18 protein-coding genes are annotated in these 17,772 nt (G+C 38.5%); 1 reads left to right on the plus strand and 17 read right to left on the minus strand.

The annotated features are described in order from the left end of the window. Nucleotides 1–7: 7 nt before the first annotated feature. The 11 genes from spo0A to nusB all read right to left on the minus strand — a co-directional run bounded on the left by spo0A (nt 8) and on the right by nusB (nt 11,620). Complete coding sequence (spo0A, locus tag AC2TFD_RS21810) at nt 8–799, minus strand: sporulation transcription factor Spo0A (RefSeq protein WP_335511250.1); 792 nt, start codon at nt 797–799, stop codon at nt 8–10. A 273-nt stretch (nt 800–1,072) separates the two neighbouring features. After that, on the minus strand, nt 1,073–2,371 hold the full coding sequence (gene spoIVB / locus AC2TFD_RS21815) for a SpoIVB peptidase (RefSeq protein WP_420489190.1): 1,299 nt from the start codon (nt 2,369–2,371) through the stop codon (nt 1,073–1,075). A gap of 104 nt (nt 2,372–2,475) precedes the next feature. Next, nucleotides 2,476–4,176, minus strand: a complete 1,701-nt coding sequence (gene recN, locus AC2TFD_RS21820; RefSeq protein ID WP_335511251.1) for a DNA repair protein RecN — start codon at nt 4,174–4,176, stop codon at nt 2,476–2,478. Nucleotides 4,177–4,190: 14 nt separating this feature from the next. Further along, a complete protein-coding gene (ahrC, locus tag AC2TFD_RS21825; protein ID WP_335511253.1) occupies nt 4,191–4,640 on the minus strand; it encodes a transcriptional regulator AhrC/ArgR in 450 nt (149 codons plus the stop codon). A gap of 147 nt (nt 4,641–4,787) precedes the next feature. Next, nucleotides 4,788–5,627 carry a TlyA family RNA methyltransferase gene (locus AC2TFD_RS21830; protein ID WP_335511254.1) on the minus strand — a complete coding sequence of 280 codons (840 nt, stop codon included), beginning with the start codon at nt 5,625–5,627 and terminating at the stop codon, nt 4,788–4,790. Nucleotides 5,628–5,634: 7 nt separating this feature from the next. Then, nucleotides 5,635–7,530, minus strand: a complete 1,896-nt coding sequence (gene dxs / locus AC2TFD_RS21835; RefSeq protein WP_335568425.1) for a 1-deoxy-D-xylulose-5-phosphate synthase — start codon at nt 7,528–7,530, stop codon at nt 5,635–5,637. A 324-nt stretch (nt 7,531–7,854) separates the two neighbouring features. Next, nucleotides 7,855–8,748 (minus strand): polyprenyl synthetase family protein, encoded by an 894-nt coding sequence (locus AC2TFD_RS21840; protein ID WP_484673947.1) that lies wholly within the window; start codon nt 8,746–8,748, stop codon nt 7,855–7,857. 3 nt (nt 8,749–8,751) lie between these two features. Further along, nucleotides 8,752–8,985, minus strand: coding sequence for an exodeoxyribonuclease VII small subunit (locus AC2TFD_RS21845; protein WP_335511261.1), 234 nt, complete (start codon nt 8,983–8,985; stop codon nt 8,752–8,754). Then, a complete protein-coding gene (gene xseA, locus AC2TFD_RS21850; protein WP_335511262.1) occupies nt 8,975–10,333 on the minus strand; it encodes an exodeoxyribonuclease VII large subunit in 1,359 nt (452 codons plus the stop codon). The genes AC2TFD_RS21845 and xseA overlap by 11 nt, the downstream gene beginning before the upstream one ends. A 13-nt stretch (nt 10,334–10,346) precedes the next feature. Then, nucleotides 10,347–11,201, minus strand: coding sequence for a bifunctional methylenetetrahydrofolate dehydrogenase/methenyltetrahydrofolate cyclohydrolase FolD (folD, locus tag AC2TFD_RS21855; RefSeq protein WP_335511264.1), 855 nt, complete (start codon nt 11,199–11,201; stop codon nt 10,347–10,349). A gap of 29 nt (nt 11,202–11,230) precedes the next feature. Further along, nucleotides 11,231–11,620 (minus strand): transcription antitermination factor NusB, encoded by a 390-nt coding sequence (gene nusB, locus AC2TFD_RS21860; protein ID WP_335511265.1) that lies wholly within the window; start codon nt 11,618–11,620, stop codon nt 11,231–11,233. A 260-nt stretch (nt 11,621–11,880) separates the two neighbouring features. Here nusB and AC2TFD_RS21865 point away from each other — a divergent pair, with 260 nt between their 5' ends. Further along, nucleotides 11,881–12,792, plus strand: a complete 912-nt coding sequence (locus AC2TFD_RS21865) for a nuclease-related domain-containing protein (RefSeq protein ID WP_484673948.1) — start codon at nt 11,881–11,883, stop codon at nt 12,790–12,792. 641 nt (nt 12,793–13,433) lie between these two features. Here the strand turns inward: AC2TFD_RS21865 and AC2TFD_RS21870 are convergent. The 6 genes from AC2TFD_RS21870 to spoIIIAF all read right to left on the minus strand — a co-directional run bounded on the left by AC2TFD_RS21870 (nt 13,434) and on the right by spoIIIAF (nt 17,764). Continuing rightward, nucleotides 13,434–13,841, minus strand: coding sequence for an Asp23/Gls24 family envelope stress response protein (locus AC2TFD_RS21870; RefSeq protein WP_335511269.1), 408 nt, complete (start codon nt 13,839–13,841; stop codon nt 13,434–13,436). An 18-nt stretch (nt 13,842–13,859) separates the two neighbouring features. Beyond that, a complete protein-coding gene (accC, locus tag AC2TFD_RS21875) occupies nt 13,860–15,215 on the minus strand; it encodes an acetyl-CoA carboxylase biotin carboxylase subunit (protein WP_335511271.1) in 1,356 nt (451 codons plus the stop codon). A 14-nt stretch (nt 15,216–15,229) separates the two neighbouring features. After that, nucleotides 15,230–15,742: an acetyl-CoA carboxylase biotin carboxyl carrier protein gene (gene accB / locus AC2TFD_RS21880; RefSeq protein ID WP_335511273.1), complete on the minus strand. Its 513-nt coding sequence runs from the start codon at nt 15,740–15,742 to the stop codon at nt 15,230–15,232. A 131-nt stretch (nt 15,743–15,873) separates the two neighbouring features. After that, nucleotides 15,874–16,476 (minus strand): SpoIIIAH-like family protein, encoded by a 603-nt coding sequence (locus tag AC2TFD_RS21885; protein WP_484673949.1) that lies wholly within the window; start codon nt 16,474–16,476, stop codon nt 15,874–15,876. A gap of 15 nt (nt 16,477–16,491) precedes the next feature. Next, nucleotides 16,492–17,142 (minus strand): stage III sporulation protein AG, encoded by a 651-nt coding sequence (gene spoIIIAG, locus AC2TFD_RS21890; protein ID WP_335511276.1) that lies wholly within the window; start codon nt 17,140–17,142, stop codon nt 16,492–16,494. Then, nucleotides 17,132–17,764: a stage III sporulation protein AF gene (spoIIIAF, locus tag AC2TFD_RS21895; RefSeq protein WP_335511278.1), complete on the minus strand. Its 633-nt coding sequence runs from the start codon at nt 17,762–17,764 to the stop codon at nt 17,132–17,134. Before spoIIIAF ends, spoIIIAG begins: the two co-directional genes overlap by 11 nt. Nucleotides 17,765–17,772: the final 8 nt, after the last annotated feature.

The raw sequence follows: 17,772 nt of genomic DNA on the forward strand, positions 1-17,772 counted from the left end.
GATCCTTTCAAGATGCCTTATGCTCTAATCGCAGCTTATCTGCTACCATAGCGATAAACTCTGAGTTCGTTGGCTTCGCCTTGGACATGCTTACGGTATATCCAAATAGAGAGGATATGGAATCAATGTTTCCACGACTCCAAGCAACTTCAATCGCATGGCGAATTGCACGTTCAACACGACTCGCTGTAGTGTTATATTTCTTCGCGATATCAGGGTATAACACCTTGGTAATTGAGCCAAGCAATTCAATATCGTTGTAAACCATTGAAATGGCTTCGCGCAAATATAAATACCCCTTTATATGTGCCGGAACACCAATTTCATGGATAATGCTTGTAATGCTTGCATCCAAGTTTCTTGGTTTATTTTCAGTATGCTGACGATAATTCCCTGTTGGAGCCTTGCGGCTGACCTGACTGCTCTTCCCGCTTACTTGACGGATATGGCTTCCTAAATTCTCCATATCAAAAGGCTTCAAAATAAAATATGAAGCACCAAGCTCAACAGCCTTTTTCGTTACGTCTTCTTGACCAAATGCAGTCAGCATAATAACATTAGGAATCGCGCCTTTTTTCAGTTCTCTTAAACGTTCTAGGACAGCCAAACCATCAAGATGAGGCATAATAATATCTAAGACGAGTACGTCGGTATCTGTTGATTCAAGAAGCTCTAAACAATCCTGACCATTATGTGCAATACCTGCAATTTCCATGTCATCTTGGGAAGAAATATAGTCCTCTAATAACCCCACTAACTCCCGATTGTCATCTACTACACATACTTTAATCTTTTTCACCTTTATTTCCTCCTCAAGTCCAAATGGTCATATCTATTTTACATTCAGTTATATTCTCTTAATTCTATTCTAAATTAGAAATTCGACAATGCAACTAAAATTCCTCTAGTTTTTTTTATATTTCTTAAAATAGTGATATAATCTTATCTTTTCTTTGTTTTCCTTTAAAATTCGACTAAATTCGCATATATTCCTTATTATCCCATTCTTTTGTCGAATAATCTTATGTAAAACAAAATAGGCGAAATCGCCTATTTTGTTTAAAATCAATTTTTAGCTTGCCTTTTCCTGCGGTTTTTCATATATGTTAATTCCTGCTTCATTTAACATCCACTCAATGTGTACTCCGTAACCGGAGGTTGGGTCATTGACAAAGACATGTGTTACAGCACCAATTAACTTTCCATCTTGGATGATTGGGCTTCCGCTCATCCCCTGAACGATTCCTCCCGTTTTTTCCAAGAGTCTTGGATCTGTAACTTTTATTACCATGCCTTTTGTTGCTGGAAATTTCTGCGGGATTGTGCTGACAATTTCAATTTCAAATTCTTCCACCTTGTCATCATTAACGACTGTTAAGATTTTTGCCTTCCCTTCCTTTACTTGGTGAGATAAGGCAATTGGCAGCGGTTTATCCATAATTCCATTCTTTAAATCTTTATTCAACACCCCAAAGATTCCAAAAGGGCTATTTTTCTGTATGTTACCAACAATTTCACGGTCCGATGAGAAACGTGCAAGCTTTTCACCAGGATCACCGTTACTTCCTTTTTCAATTGATGTTACTGTTGAGCGGACGATTTGACCATCCTCAACGACTATTGGCTTTTTGGTATCCATATCAGATATTACATGACCTAAGGCACCATACTTTTTTGATTGAGGATCAAAAAATGTCATGGTTCCAATTCCTGCTGCTGAATCACGAATATATAATCCAAGTTTATAGGAGTTTTCTCCCTTGTCTTTCAGTGGAGTTAATTTTGTGTTAAATTTACCACTTTCTCTGCTAATAACCAAATCAAGTGCTTTCCCGCTTTGTCCTGCACTTTGTACAAAAGGTGCTACATCTGTCATTTTTTCTATCTTACTTCCATTGATTTCCGTAATGATATCACCGATTTTTATTCCTGCAATTTCTCCAGGTGATTTTTTGCCATCCTCGGTATTAACTAAGTGGTGGCCTACGACCAATACGCCAACCGTATTTAATTTAACACCAATGGATTGTCCACCTGGCTGGACTTTGAAATCCTTTAAAACATTTACATCGACCTTTTTTACGGGTATTCCTGCAAATTCTAATAACATTTCTTCTCTTCCGTTTTTCTTTGCATTAAAGGAAACGTCATTTTTATCTTGTTCAAGTGTGATAGTTGAATTGTGAGATACTAAAGAGGCTGAAACCGGTACAGCCTTTTGGAACGTATAATCCTGTCCTTCAAAGACTGTAATGGTCTTTGGTATATCAAGGTACTGTTGAAATGGCTGAAAAAAAAGCACGCTGATTAATGAAACAAGGAGAATTCCACCAATGATCTTTCTGATTATTTCTAACTTCAAAATCTTCACTCTCCTCGCTTCTGTTTCACTTCACTCTATATCGAAATGGCTACATCTTTAATTTTGCCTGCATCTGCGGCATTTATAACCGGTTACAACATAAAAAAGCTCCCCTATTTGGGAAGCTTTTCAATTTTTTTATTTTCAGAAGCTAAAAACAACAATTCTTCAGCATGTTTTTTAGTTAAGTCAGTAATTTCAGCACCAGAAATCATTCGGCCAATTTCTTTTATTTTTTCTTTCTTACTAAGAGGGTTTACAGAGGTTCTTGTACGGCCGCCTTCCGTCAGTTTCGAGATAAACAAATGAGTATCTGCCATCGCGGCCACTTGTGGTAAGTGAGATATACATAATACTTGGGAATCTACAGCCACTTTATAAATTTTTTCAGCAATCGCTTGTGCAACTCTTCCGCTAACGCCAGTGTCCACCTCATCAAATATAATTGATGTAATACCTTGGTGTTTGGAAAAAATACTCTTTAGTGCTAACATAATCCTTGATAACTCCCCGCCGGAGGCGATCTTCGATAGCGGCTTTAAAGGTTCGCCCGGATTGGTTGAAATAAAGAACTCGACATGATCAACGCCATTTTTTGAAAAGTGCGGCAATATGGATTCAAAGCGAATTTCAAAAACTGTTTTGGCCATATATAGCCCTTTTAACTCATTATGTATTAATTTTGTTAGTTTCTTTGCCCATTGTTTTCGTAGCTCTGTTAGCTGTTTGGCCTCCAGACTTAAATCCTTTCTAATGGAAGCTAGCTGCTTCTCAAGTTGATCTATATGGGTTTCCTTATTTTGCAAGGTTTCAATTTCTTCCTCAATTTTTGCAGCATATTCTAAAATCTCTTCGATTGATTTTCCATATTTACGTTTTAATTGATTAATTTCATTTAATCTTTCTTCGATTTGATTTAAACGTTGCGGATCGTATTCCAAACCATCAAGTTCATTTCTTAGAGCGCGCGAAGCATCTTCTAATTGATAAAAGCAATTCATAACGGTTTCATATACATCTTTAAAAGAAGAATCTAAAGCTGCGGCTTCTTCAAGCTGACCCATCACCATACTAATCCAATCAAGACCCTTTTGTTCTCCTGATAAGGCATTATAACTAGATTGAACGGCCTCAAACACTCGTTCAAAATTTGCAAGCTTTCTTTTTTCTTCAAAAAGCTCCTCATCTTCATTCAGCTTTAATTGGGCATTTTGAATCTCATCGAATTGAAATTGAATCAAATCTAAGCGATGTGCGGTTTTTTGTTCATTCTCCGTTAAAGATTTAAGTTTTTGAAGTGTTTGTTCATAACGATGAAATACTTCGTGATATTCCGCATGGGAAAGAGAAATTTCTTCTGACCCAAATTGATCAAGCAGATGTAAATGCCGGGTTTCATCCATTAAATCTTGGTGTTCATGCTGACTATGTATATCAACTAGAGCCGAACCAACCTCCCTCAGTGTTGAAATCGTCACTAGCTTTCCATTGATCCGGCACACACTTTTGCCAGTCCGTGAAATATCTCTTCGTAATATAATCATGCCTTCTTCGATGTCAATTCCAAACTCAAAAGCTTTTGAAAACACAGGATGATGCTCATCTATTTGGAAAAGACCTTCAATTTCAGCCTTTTCCTCCCCATGTCTGACAAATTCGGCTGAGCCCCTTCCTCCCACAAGCAGATGGATCGCATCGATAATAATCGATTTCCCTGCTCCGGTTTCTCCAGTTAACACCGTCAAACCTTTGTCAAACGATACGGAAAGAGCCTCAATAATGGCAAAATTTTTAATTGATAGTTCTGATAACAACGTACACTCCCCCCTTAAAGCATATCAAGGAACCGGTTTGTGATGGTCTCTGTATCTTCAGGTGTACGACAGATGATTAAGATGGTATCGTCACCACAGATGGTTCCTAAGATTTCTTCCCAATCAAGATTATCTAAGAGTGCCCCTATCGCCATAGCATTCCCAGGCAGACATTTCATCACAAGCAAATGACCAGCAGAGTCTATTCGAACAAATGCATCGATTAATGACCTTTTTAATTTTTGCAAAGGATTAAAGCGTTGATCTGCTGGAAGGCTATATTTGTATCTCCCATCCAATAAAGGTACTTTAACTAAGTGTAATTCTTTAATATCTCTTGAAACAGTTGCTTGGGTCACATTAAAACCTGCACTTTTTAACTCATCAACTAGTTCATCCTGTGTTTCGATATCATTACTAGCGATAATTTCTCTTATTTTTATATGGCGCTGCCCTTTATTCAAACTATTCACCCCGTAATCATAAAAAACATCTTCGTATTTTGTACAAAAATGTCGCTTCTAACCATATGTTAGCCCATTTTACCGAGGATGTACAATTATTATTTTGGAAAAAATACTCATAACAAAATGAAGGATAAGCACATAGGCTTATCCTTCCACATCTTGTTTAGATTTAAATTCTTGGTGTGAGTCCTTTACAATTTGAGAAGGCTCGATTGGTAGTAAATTTTGACCTTGTTCCTGCTCTCCTGTCCATTTAAGATGGAGGAGAAACTCAATATTCCCATCTCCGCCAGTTATAGGGGAAAAAGATAAATTAACCGCGTTATATCCTTGTTCAACGGAAAAATTGACAATTTTATTAACAACCTGTAAATGTACCTTCTCATCCCTAACGATTCCCTTTTTCCCAACTTGCTCACGACCAGCTTCAAACTGCGGCTTAACAAGTGCAACAATATCACTGTCAGGTACAAGAAGTGTCTTTAAGACAGGTAAAATTAACTTTAAAGAAATAAAAGATACATCGATAGTTGCAAAATTAGGCATTTCTCCTGTTAAATCTGTGGGTGTTACATATCGAAAGTTCGTTCTTTCCATTACCACTACGCGTTCATCTTGACGGAGCTTCCACGCTAACTGATTATAGCCAACATCCAGAGCGTAAGACATTTTAGCACCATTTTGCAGGGCACAGTCCGTAAATCCACCTGTAGAAGCACCGATATCAAGCATAGTCTTATCCTTAACCGACACATCAAAAACTTTTAAAGCCTTTTCCAGCTTAAGACCACCGCGGCTGACATAAGGAAGTGCATTTCCTTTAATCATAAGAGGTATATCTATTTTTACTTTCTCTCCAGGTTTATCTAAACGCTCTTCGTTTGAATAAACGAGTCCAGCCATAATCGACCGTTTTGCTTTTTCCCTGGTTTCGGCTAATCCTCTTTCTACTAATAACACATCTAATCGTTCTTTGTTCTTCATAGGTTGGTTATGCCCTTTTTTGTTTTTTTCGTGCAAGTATGGTTATCCTATTAACAACCTCAGAAGTAGTCATCCCAATCTCTTCAAGAAGTGAATTCACATCTCCATGTTCAATAAATTGGTCAGGGATTCCCATTCTGTCAATTGCTTGATGATAATACCCCTGGTCATGTGCGTATTCAAGGACAGAACTTCCAAAGCCCCCCTGTAGTACAGCCTCCTCAATGGTCAGGACAGGGATATTTTTTAAGAATATTTGGTTAAGCATATTTTCATCCAAAGGCTTAATAAAGCGAGCATTCACAACTTTTACAGAAATCCCTTGTTTCTCAAGAATTTCTGACGCTTCAAGAGCCATTGGTATTGTTGTACCAAAAGTTAAAATAGCGGCATCCTCGCCTTCTTTTAAGACCTCCCATGTACCAATTGGAATACTCATAAGCTTCTCATCCATTGGAACCCCTAAACCATTTCCACGTGGATATCTCATCGCAATAGGACCGTTATCATATTGAATGGCAGTGTTCACCATATGTTGTCCTTCATTTTCATCTTTAGGCATCATTAAAACAAGATTAGGTACATGTCTTAAAAAGGCAATATCAAACACGCCTTGATGTGTTTCACCGTCTGCTCCCACTAATCCGGCACGATCGATACCAATAAAAACATTTAGATTTTGACGGCAAATATCATGAACAACCTGATCATAAGCCCTTTGTAAGAATGTTGAGTAAATCGCTAAAAACGGCTTCATATCTTGAGTCGCCAATCCAGCAGCAACCGTAGCAGCGTGCTGTTCAGCGATCCCAACATCATACATTCTCTCCGGAAACTCGCTTGCAAATCCCTCTAACTTTGACCCAACTGGCATAGCAGGTGTAATTGCCACAATCCGCTCATCCTGTCGAGCAAGTTTGCGAACCGTTTCACTTACTAAGCTGCTCCAAGCTGGCGGCATTTTCTTTGCCGGTTTAACAAAATCGCCAGTATCCATTTTATAAGGACCAGTTCCATGCCAAGTGCCTGTTGTATCAGTCTCAGCAGGGCGGAAACCTTTCCCCTTTTTCGTGATAACATGAAGAAGGACTGGACCTTCCGTTTTTTTGGCATAACGGAAGTTTTCAAATAATGCTTCATAATCGTGTCCATCAACGGGACCTAAGTAAGTAAAGCCCATTTCCTCAAAGAACATGCCGGAAACAAATAAATATTTCAAACTGTCTTTTATACGTTCGGCCGTTGCTGCAAGTTTACCTCCAACAGCAGGTACCTTTTTCAAGAGCAGTTCTAATTCATCTTTCACCCATTGATATTTTCCAGCTGTTCTTAATTGACCGAGTATATTATTGATTGCACCAACATTTGGGGCAATCGACATTTCATTATCATTAAGAATCACAATCATGTTCTTCTTTTCATGACCAATATGGTTTAATGCTTCTAAGGCCATTCCACCTGTTAACGCACCATCACCAATGATTGGTATAACAAAGGAATTTTCCTTTTTCAGATCTCTTGCGATTGCCATCCCCATTGCTGCTGAAAGTGAAGTAGAGCTATGACCAGTCTCCCAAACATCATGTTCACTTTCGTTTCTCTTCGGGAAGCCGCACAATCCTTTGAATTGACGCAATGTATCAAATTCACAAGCCCTGCCTGTTAGTATTTTATGAACATATGACTGATGCCCTACATCCCAAATCAGTTTATCTTTGGGGCTGTCAAAACATTTGTGTAAGGCAATTGTTAATTCGACGACACCTAAGTTCGGTCCAATATGGCCTCCAGTTACAGACAGCTTTTCAATCAAGAATTGGCGTACTTCTTGACTTAAAACCTCCAATTCTTGATTTGACATCCCTTTTAAAAAGGAAGGGTCTTTTATTGATAACAGATCCATGTTTGGACCACTCACTTTCTTTCGGTTTTCACAAAGTAACGCTCTTTTCTCAAATGTATTTGTTTTTTGAGGTAAAATCAGTTGAATGAGAATTAATTTCAGAATAGCGATAATTTATGAGAAAAGAGCATGAAACTTAGTTCATAAGCTCAAAATAACTTTTTATAAGTTAAAATCGGCTTTAAGATTTTAACAACAATCTTAACAAAACAATCTATAGTAAAAAATAGCCGCTAACACAAGAAGTGGTAACGGCATTGACAACGTTCTTTACATTGACAACAATTATAACACAATTACGTTGTTGTTCAAATACCAGTTATTCTAGTGGTCTCTCGAAGCGACTAAATCTGCAATTTCATGGAGCAGATTAGTTGTAAGGCCTGTTTTTTCTAAGTATTGCTTAGCCAGTTCTAATTGTTTTTGTAAAGCCTGCTTGGCACCCTCTAGTGATAAAAGCTGAGGGTAGGTGCTTTTATAATTAGTGGTATCACTTCCAACTGGTTTACCCAGTAATTCTGGATTTCCTTCTATATCAAGGATATCATCCTGGATTTGAAAAGCCAGACCAAGATGATGGGCAAAAGCAGATAGATTTTCAAGTTGGAATTGATTTGCCTCTGCTAACAATGCACCTGCAATGACGCTGTATTTTAAAAGCGCTCCTGTTTTATGGATATGGATGTACTCAAGCTCATCTAAAGTAAGATTTTTTCCCTCGCCTTCCATATCTGCCACCTGCCCGCCAACCATTCCTTCACTGCCAGCTGCTTTGGCCATCTCCATTACTAATTTTAGTTTGGTTTCATTCGAAGCAATTTCGTTGGGAATTGTTCCAATTACCTCGAAGCTAAAAGTTAATAATGCATCACCTGCTAAAATAGCGACTGCTTCACCAAACACTTTGTGATTCGTGGGCTTACCTCTTCTAAGGTCATCATTATCCATGCTTGGTAAATCATCATGAATTAATGAATAGGTGTGAATCATTTCTATTGCTGAGGCAGCCTTAAGTCCGATCTTAGGATCTTTCCCAAAGGCGGCAAGGGTAGCAAACACCAATAAGGGCCTGATTCTCTTCCCGCCTGCGTCAAGAGAATAATGCATGGCTTTTTTAATATTAGGAGGTGCTTTCAGCTTTTCCACCAAGGTTTGAAGCTCTGATTCAAGCAGTTGTTTATGTTCTTGTATAAAAGCATTGAGAACGTTCGTATTCAAAGCCTATGCCTCCTCCTCGATCGTAAAGTTTTGTTTACGGCCATCCTCCGTAATAATCTGTGTTAATTGTTCCTCAACATTTTTTAACTTATCATGACAAAGCTTGGACAGCTCCATCCCTTCTTTATAAAAGGCAATGGCCTTTTCTAATGGGACATCTCCTTCTTCAAGCTTATCCACAATTTGCTCCAGCTTATTCATTGCTTCCTCAAAGGAAACCTTTTGTTCATTCGTCACGGTTTTCGCTCTCCTTTATGTTCTGTACATTACAGAGAAGGCTGCCATCTGTTAATTGAATTTGAATTGGTTCGTTCTCATTAACTTGTTTAATACTTTTAATTAGCACATTCTCTTGTGAATAAACGAGACTGTATCCACGTTCCATTATTTTCAATGGACTTAGAGCGGAAAGAGTTGATATGACTCTTTTAAATTCGGTACTTTTCTTTAAAAGAATTTGTTCCATTGCACGCTGCAAATCTCTTTGCGAGCGGCTCAAACTGCTCTCTGCTTCTCTTAGTGCTACTCTAGGATGGTTTCGAATTAGACGATTATGAACAGTTTCATGTTGTGATTTCTTTACATCTGTCAATCTTGAAGCACCTCGAACAAGCATTTCCGTTAATTTATCTACCTGTTCAAGCTTTTGTTCATAAAGACGGTGCGGATACCGAAAAGCATAGGATCGGCGTACACGGTCTAATCGCTGCTTTTCAAAGCGAACTCTTCCATTCATAGACTGAAGTAATCGAGTTTTCCGTTGCATGAGTCTTTCCATCAATTCATCAATATGTGGAACGGCCAGCTCCGCCGCAGCAGTAGGTGTCGGTGCCCGCATATCGGCCACAAAATCTGCAATTGTAAAATCTGTTTCATGCCCAACAGCTGAAATGATTGGAAGTGCAGATTGATGAATCGCTCTGGCAACTAGTTCTTCATTGAATGCCCATAGCTCTTCAATCGAGCCGCCTCCACGCCCAACTATAAGAGTATCTAGCTCACTCGTCTTATTTGCTTTTTCTATCGCACGTGCAATCGAGGCTGCTGCATTTTCGCCTTGCACAAGTGCTGGAAAAACAAGAATATTAGCAATGGGATAGCGTCTTTTAATTGTCGTGATAATATCACGTATGGCTGCTCCTGTTGGTGAAGTAATCACCCCAACAGTTTTAGGGTAACTAGGAATGGGCTTTTTTTGTTCTATCGCAAATAAACCTTCTGCTTCAAGTCTTTTTCTTAACTGCTCATAGGCTAAGAATAATTCTCCGATTCCATCTGGCTGCATTTCTTTTATATAGATTTGGTATTGACCACTTGGTTCATAGACAGAAATATCCCCTTTAACAACCACTTTCATGCCATTTTCCGGCAAAAATTTCATCATCCGTGATTGGCTCGAGAACATAACAGCAAGAATGCGCGCTTTTTCATCCTTTAATGTAAAATACATATGGCCGCTCGAATGCTGTTTAAAGTTTGAAATTTCGCCTCGAACATGGACATCCTGTAAATGAGGGTCAGCATCAAATTTTCTTTTTATGTATTTCGTTAATGCCAGCACAGTTAAATACTTTTTTTCCTGCATTACAAACTCCTTATTAGAACCGCAGCGTATTTTTTGCTGATTTAAGCGTGTTATACATAAGCATCGTAATGGTCATTGGACCTACTCCCTTTGGAACAGGGGTAATAAATCCCGCTTTCTCCTTTACTTCATCGAAAGCCACATCGCCGCAAAGCTTACCTGCTTCATTTCGGTTAATTCCTACATCAATTACGACTGCACCTTCTTTTACATGATCCGCTTTAATAAAGTTGGCTATACCTACCGCTGCAACAACGATATCGGCTTGTGATGTATGGTATTGCAAATCCTTTGTCCTAGAATGACAATACGTTACAGTTGCATGCTGGTTAAGGAATAATTGACCTACTGGCTTGCCAACAATATTACTTCTTCCCACTACTACTACATGTTTACCTGCCACAGATATTCCAGTTTCTTCTAGCAGGACCATAATTCCATAGGGTGTACATGGTAAGAAAGCATCTTGACCTGTTATCATTCTCCCGATATTTATAGGATGGAACCCGTCTACATCCTTGTGTGGTGAAATTGATTCAATTACTTTTATCTCATCGATATGCTTTGGAAGAGGGAGCTGAACAAGAATACCGTGAATGGCTGAATCTCCGTTTAGTTCCTCTATTTTAGAAAGTAATTCTTCCTGTGAAGCCTCTTCTGGCAATTCAATTAGCACTGAGTGCATGCCGAGGTCTCGACAGGTTTTTTCTTTATTTGTTACATAGGTTCTAGAGGCATGATTATTTCCAACAAGCACAACAGCTAGCCCTGGAGTAACCCCTGCTTCCTTTAACTTTTGGACTTCCTGTGCAATTTCTTTCTTTTTCTTTGAAGCAATTTCCTTACCATCAATAATCGTAGCGGTCATTTTGTTTCCCCCTATTCAAATTAAAGCAATTAAAGTTTTTCTTTCACTTTCGAAAGTACACCATTAATAAATCGGCTTGATTGTTCATCACCGTATATTTTAGCAATTTCAATTGCTTCATCTAAAATGACATTTGTAGGAATTTCATTTTGGGAATATTTTAATTCATACACAGCGATTCTTAATAAATTCCTGTCTACCGTTGCTAAACGATCAAGTGTCCATTTTTCAAGATGTTCTATAATTAACGGATCTATTTCATTTTTTTGTTCGACAACTCCCAGAACAAGATTCGCTAAATAGTCGTCCCCTTGTTCCCCTTCCAAAACATGTTCAATTGCAGATTTTGGATCTGTGTTACTTACATCGATTTGAAAAAGGGCTTGCAACGCTTTTTCCCTTGCTGTTCTTCTTTTCATTATACCGTTAACTCCTTTAGAGGTAGTAATTAATTTTTGTCAAATTTTATACAACCATGTCATATTACTGTTTTGTACATAAAAAGATAATAGCATAACTCAAAACGATTCGCACTGTAAGAACTTATTTTTACCTAGATGAAGTATACTAAAACCCTAAAATTAAAAGAAGAGCCTAAAATTTTCGGAATTTGATAACATTTTCATACTCTTTTTATTCTAATTTTTCGATATGATGGGGGGGTGAAAGGAGGTGTGATGTGGAAAATGCATATAAAGCGAGAGTTGAACCAGTGGTATTAAAGAAATTACGAATTTTGAACAAACGGATAAAATTAACTGAAGATGAGCATAGGTATTATTTAAACCAAGAGAAAGGGTTTCAAGGGGAAGTGCAGTTTGATGTATTAACAGAGAAACTCCAACGTGACTGTCATATTTTGAATGATCTGCAGCTTGAGAGCAACAAATCCCGTTTCCAACTTGATTCATCTCTAATTTTTCAAGAGACCTATTCCCTTTTCGATATTAAAAATTTTGAAGGAGAATACGTTTATGACTCTGAATATTTTAAAACACTCTCAGGAAAGGAATTCCAGAATCCGCTAGACCAACTAAAACGCAGTAAGTTATTGCTGAGCCAGCTTCTTCAATCTCTCGGAAGTAAAATTACTGTTGAGGCGTATGTTATTTTCATTAATCCCCAGTTTACATTGTTCCAAACTCCACCTAATCTGCCTTGTATACTTCCTACCCAGCTTGACCAGTTTATGAAAAAATTAGATCAGAAGTCATCTCGGCTTAATCAGTCACATAAAAACCTGGCGGACAAGCTCATTTCATTGCACCAATTAGATCCGCCAAAATTCCAGCTGCCCGCCTATAAGTTTGAGACGATGAAAAAAGGGATGACCTGCTGCAAATGTGACTCATTTTCAGTGACGATAGTTGGACATAAATTAATCTGTGATAGATGTGGATGCCAAGAGCTAGTAACGGTTGCCGTTATGCGCCATGTAGAGGAATTCAAGCTTCTGTTTCCGGAGCAGAAAATCACGACAAATGTTATTCGTGATTGGTGTGGCATAGTGGATTCTAGGAAAAGAATAAGCAGGATATTGGGGAAGAATTTAAAAATTACAGGTGTACACCAGTGGACATATTACGAATGAGCAAAATTTGTGCGATTTTTACTTCATACCGGGGATGAAGGACATTTCTTTCGGTTTCTTGATCGGTTTTGTCCTTCATTAGCTGGATGTAGGACATTTCGATTGGTTTCTTAATCAGTTTTGTTCTTCATTGCTGGTATGAAGGACATTTCGACCGGTTCCTTAATCAGTTTTGTCCTTTATGCCTAGGATGAAGGACATTCCGACTGGTTCCTTAATCAGTTTTGTCCTTCATAGCTGGTATGAAGGACATTTCAATTGGTTCCTTAATCAGTTTTGTCCTTCATGGCTGGTATGAAGGACATTTCGACTGGTTCCTTAATCAGTTTTGTCCCTCATGCCTAGTATGAAGGACATTTCAATTGGTTCCTGCAATCAGTTTTGTCCTTCATGGCTGGTATGAAGGACATTTCGATTGGTTCCTTAATCAGTTTTGTCCTTCATGGCTGGTATGAAGGACATTTCGACTGGTTCCTTAATTAGTTTTGTCCTTCATGCCTAGGATGAAGGACATTTCGATCGCACCCTTAATCAGTTTTGTCCTTCATGCCCAGGATGAAGGACATTTCGATTGCACCCTTAACCAGTTTTGTCCTTCACAAATAAAAAAAACCAAAGGATCAGCTCCTTTGGTCTAATTTTTAAATTTCTTCTTCCACTTCTGGCTCTGGTTTTTGGTGTTCAAACGTGATACCGACAACGTGTATGTTCACTGCCTCAGCCTCTAATGCTGTCATATTTAGTAAGGCTTGGCGAATGTTATCCTGTATTTTTCCCGCTACTGTAGGGATTGAAACGCCGAATTTCATTAAGCAGTATACGTCTACTTTAATTCCTTCTTCCGACAATTCAACCTTAACACCTTTACCGTGGTTTTTCTTTCCTAACCGTTCAACCACACCAGTCGCGAAATTCCCGCGCATTTGTGCTACCCCTTCAACTTCGGAAGCAGCGATACCAGCAATTACTTCTATTACTTCAGGTGCAATTTCCACTTTTCCATGACCATTGTTTTCTTGATTCATTTCCAATACATTATACTCGCTCATAAAGTACACCTCCTGATTTTAGCTAGACTTCATCACATCATGTAATTCAAGAAACTTTGTATTGAATTGTCCCTCAACGAAATTCTCGTGCTCAAGTAATTTTAAATGGAACGGGATGGTCGTATGAACACCCTCGATCACAAATTCACCAAGTGCCCGTTTCATCCGTGAGATTGCCTCTTCCCTGCTATTCCCATATGTGATGACCTTCGCAATCATGGAATCATAATAAGGAGGAATCGTATAACCAGGATATGCAGCTGAATCAATTCGAACACCAAAGCCGCCTGGAGGTAAATACATTTGAATCTTCCCAGCTGAAGGCATGAAATTCTTTTCCGGATTTTCTGCATTGATTCGGCACTCCATTGCCCAGCCCGTAAACGTAACGTCCTGTTGATTTACCGATAGTTTCTCACCTGAGGCAACTTTGATTTGCTCTTTTATAAGATCAATTCCTGTGACCATTTCAGTTACAGGGTGCTCCACCTGTATCCTTGTGTTCATTTCCATAAAATAATATTTACGATTGCGGTAGTCATATATAAATTCTACAGTTCCTGCACCTGAATAATCAACTGCTTTTGCAGCTTTTACAGCAGCATTTCCCATTTCCGCACGAATTTCTCCATCTAATGCAGGTGACGGTGTCTCCTCCAGTAGCTTTTGAAGTCTTCGTTGAATAGAACAGTCTCTTTCTCCTAAATGGATCGTATTTCCATAGGTATCAGCTACAACTTGTATTTCAACATGACGGAAATCCTCAATATACTTTTCTATGTACACCCCAGGATTACCAAATGCAGTTAAAGCCTCCTGCTGTGTAATCGAAATACCCTTGATGAGTTCCTGTTCATTTTTCGCTACACGGATACCCTTACCGCCTCCGCCAGCTGTAGCTTTAATGATTACAGGGTATTGGATCTCTTTCACAAGTTCAAGAGCCTCGTCGATATCATGAATGATACCTGTTGAACCGGGTACAATCGGAACACCTGCTTGGCGCATGGTTTCCCTTGCAATATCCTTTGTTCCCATTTTTGTAATTGCTTCTGGACTTGGTCCTACGAAGATAATATTACATTCACGGCAAAGTTCAGCAAAGTCTGCATTTTCAGCTAGAAACCCATAACCAGGGTGCACAGCATCACAGCCTGTTAGTTTTGCTACACTAATGATATTGGTTACATTTAGGTAACTTTCTTTTGATAATGTTGGCCCAATGCAATATGCCTCGTCTGCAAGTTGTACATGGAGCGCTTCACGGTCTGCTTCGGAGAATACAGCAACAGATTCTATTCCCATTTCCCGACAGGCACGAATAATTCTTACCGCGATTTCTCCTCTATTGGCAATTAACAGTTTCTTTATCATCAAGTTATCGCTCCTTATTCCGGCTTCACTAAAAATAAAGGCTGTCCGTATTCTACTAATTGACCATTCTTAACAAGAACTTCAACAATTTCACCATTTACTTCAGCTTCAATTTCATTGAAAAGTTTCATTGCTTCAACAATACATACAATGGAATCTTTTGTTACCACGGAACCAGTCTTTACATACACATCATCCTCTGGTGTTGGTGAAGCATAAAAAGTACCAACCATTGGGGAAGTTATTTTGTGTAAATTCGATGTATCGACTTGAACAGCTGCAGCATTATCTGCCGGTGCCTGCACTGCTTCTTGGACAGGTGCAGCAGCAGGTGCTGCTGGTGCAGCCGGCTGGATTACTGGTACCGCTTGAGCCGCCGATTGCGAAACGGGTTGTATGGCAGCAACCGTCGTCCCAGCATTTTTTTTCATTTTAATTTTTGAACCTTCATTTTCATATACGAATTCATCAATGCTGGATTGGTCAACTAATTTTATTAATTCGCGAATTTCTTGTACTTTTAACAATCTAAACACTCCTTGTGTCGCAAGATTAAGACTAACTACTAATACTATACGCTAATACCTTATTAAAGTTCAATATTCTTCTCGTAGTTCAGTAAAAAAAGGAAAGCCAGCCGGCTCTCCTTTTTTAAAACTTATTTAGTAGGCTGGAATTCAACCGCTACATAATTCGTTTCACCAATTTCCTTCTTTACCATTTGAATAATCGCATTTGCCTCTGATTTAGAAGATTCCTTTTTAGACTTTACAATAATTTTAACAGTCGATCCATCAGCTCTAACGAGGACATCTTCATAATCCCTTGCTTTAATTAGTGTTTCAAGCATTTGTTCCTTTTGGGCAATTTCATTTAATTTTTTCATTTGGTCAACTGCTTCGCTTCTTTCATCAGCTGGCAGGTCCGTAGAAGCAACAACAGTATTTAATTGTTCCTTTAATTCACTGCGCTCATCTTGAAGCTTCAAACGAAGTGCCTCAAATTCTTCATCACCAGCAACCTGAGAAATAACAGTATCCCCATCCTTGGCTTCAGTACCTGTTTTTGTATCTGTTTTTGTATCTGTTTTCGCACCTGCTTTCGTGTCTGTTTTCATTTCCTTTTGATCAGCTTTTTCTTCTTGTTTCACTGCTGCAAGTTCATTGCTTTTTTGTTCAGGAGAGGTAATGTAATAAACGGATAATACGACCACCAAACTTAACATTGTTAATAACCAAACTGTTTGTTTTTTCAATAGCATTTGTAAATCCTCCTTTTATTTTTTAGGCATAACAGCAACACGATGACTCGGGACATCAAGCGATCTTGTTACAGCTTCAATAATTGATTTTTTGACATGAATGTTTTCTGCACCTTTGGCTACTACTAGTACTCCGCGAATTTCTGGTTTAATCTCTCCAACTATAATCGGAACTTCTTTTTCCCCATCACGAATGATTACGACTTGTTGATCTGTTGAGGTATCTTGAACCTTTCTCTCCCCACCCTCGTTGTCTTTTTCTTCTGTTGTCTGTGATTTTGTAACTGTATTTTTCTCAAGCACCTTCTTGTCCGTAGAATCAATGTTCACCACTACGGTTACATCGTCTACACCCAGCATTTCTTCCAGTGCTGTCGTCAGCTCCTTCTCGAATGATTCTTCATAACCAGCGATAGTCTTATTTTTTGAATCCTTTTTTAGACCGAATGTTTCCACATCTTCCGTTTGAGCTTGGCTGCTGACCTCCTGACTTTCAATAGGAGTTGTTTTGTCAGAAAACAATACATTTCCGACAATCATGAAAGCAGCACCGATACAAAGAACGAGAATCATATATTGATATTTTCCTGCTTTTTTATCTGTATTCTCTCCTTTTGAAACTATGTTTTTAAGCCAAGAAAATGGTCCTTTGTTGTTATTTTCCATTCTGTTTATTTATCCCCCCTTCAACCGAGACTTCAATTGCATTTTCGGTTACATTCCATTGCTGCGAAAGAAATGCGGCGATTTTTTCTGATTCCTCTGTTGGATCGTTAGATGGAAGAGGTGTTCCTGTATTAATACTTACTGGTTGTATTGCTTCGACTGTCGAAACGACTGTTTCCGGCTGCTGAAGGCGGACGGTAACCATTTCAAGATTTTCAGGGAATGATTCTTGACTTTCATCCTTGGTTGTTAGTTTTATTTGTGCAATTTCCAAACCAAATTGTTCCATCAACTCCTCTTCTACTCCCTTTTCAAGCTGGACAGCCATCGTTTCTAAAATATATGCATGATTGGAGGCTTGTATTTCTTTTTTCTGCAATTCTATTAAATTTTCCATATTTTTTTTTCCTATACCTTCAAAGCTGGGGATCTGAGCCATCGCTGTTTCAAAATCTTTTGAGATTAACTTAAAAATTGGTGTTAATATAATGGCAATTAGCAGAAGCCCTGTAACCATTTTTGTATATTTCTGCATACTTGTATTTGGAAGCAACATATCTATAACGGTTGCCAGAAGAATAAAAAGAATAATATTGGTAACCCATTCTATTAAAAACTCCATCACTTTCT

This window comes from Neobacillus sp. plas4 (genome assembly GCF_057221695.1).

Coding starts and splice junctions, on each gene's coding strand:
- spoIIIAG (WP_335511276.1), bottom strand. CDS start 17,142: ATGGAAAATAACAACAAAGGACCATTTTCTTGGCTTAAAAACATAGTT.
- nusB (WP_335511265.1), bottom strand. CDS start 11,620: ATGAAAAGAAGAACAGCAAGGGAAAAAGCGTTGCAAGCCCTTTTTCAA.
- spoIIIAF (WP_335511278.1), bottom strand. CDS start 17,764: ATGGAGTTTTTAATAGAATGGGTTACCAATATTATTCTTTTTATTCTT.
- AC2TFD_RS21830 (WP_335511254.1), bottom strand. CDS start 5,627: ATGAAGAACAAAGAACGATTAGATGTGTTATTAGTAGAAAGAGGATTA.
- AC2TFD_RS21885 (WP_484673949.1), bottom strand. CDS start 16,476: ATGCTATTGAAAAAACAAACAGTTTGGTTATTAACAATGTTAAGTTTG.
- accC (WP_335511271.1), bottom strand. CDS start 15,215: ATGATAAAGAAACTGTTAATTGCCAATAGAGGAGAAATCGCGGTAAGA.
- folD (WP_335511264.1), bottom strand. CDS start 11,201: ATGACCGCTACGATTATTGATGGTAAGGAAATTGCTTCAAAGAAAAAG.
- xseA (WP_335511262.1), bottom strand. CDS start 10,333: ATGCAGGAAAAAAAGTATTTAACTGTGCTGGCATTAACGAAATACATA.
- dxs (WP_335568425.1), bottom strand. CDS start 7,530: ATGGATCTGTTATCAATAAAAGACCCTTCCTTTTTAAAAGGGATGTCA.
- AC2TFD_RS21870 (WP_335511269.1), bottom strand. CDS start 13,841: ATGAGCGAGTATAATGTATTGGAAATGAATCAAGAAAACAATGGTCAT.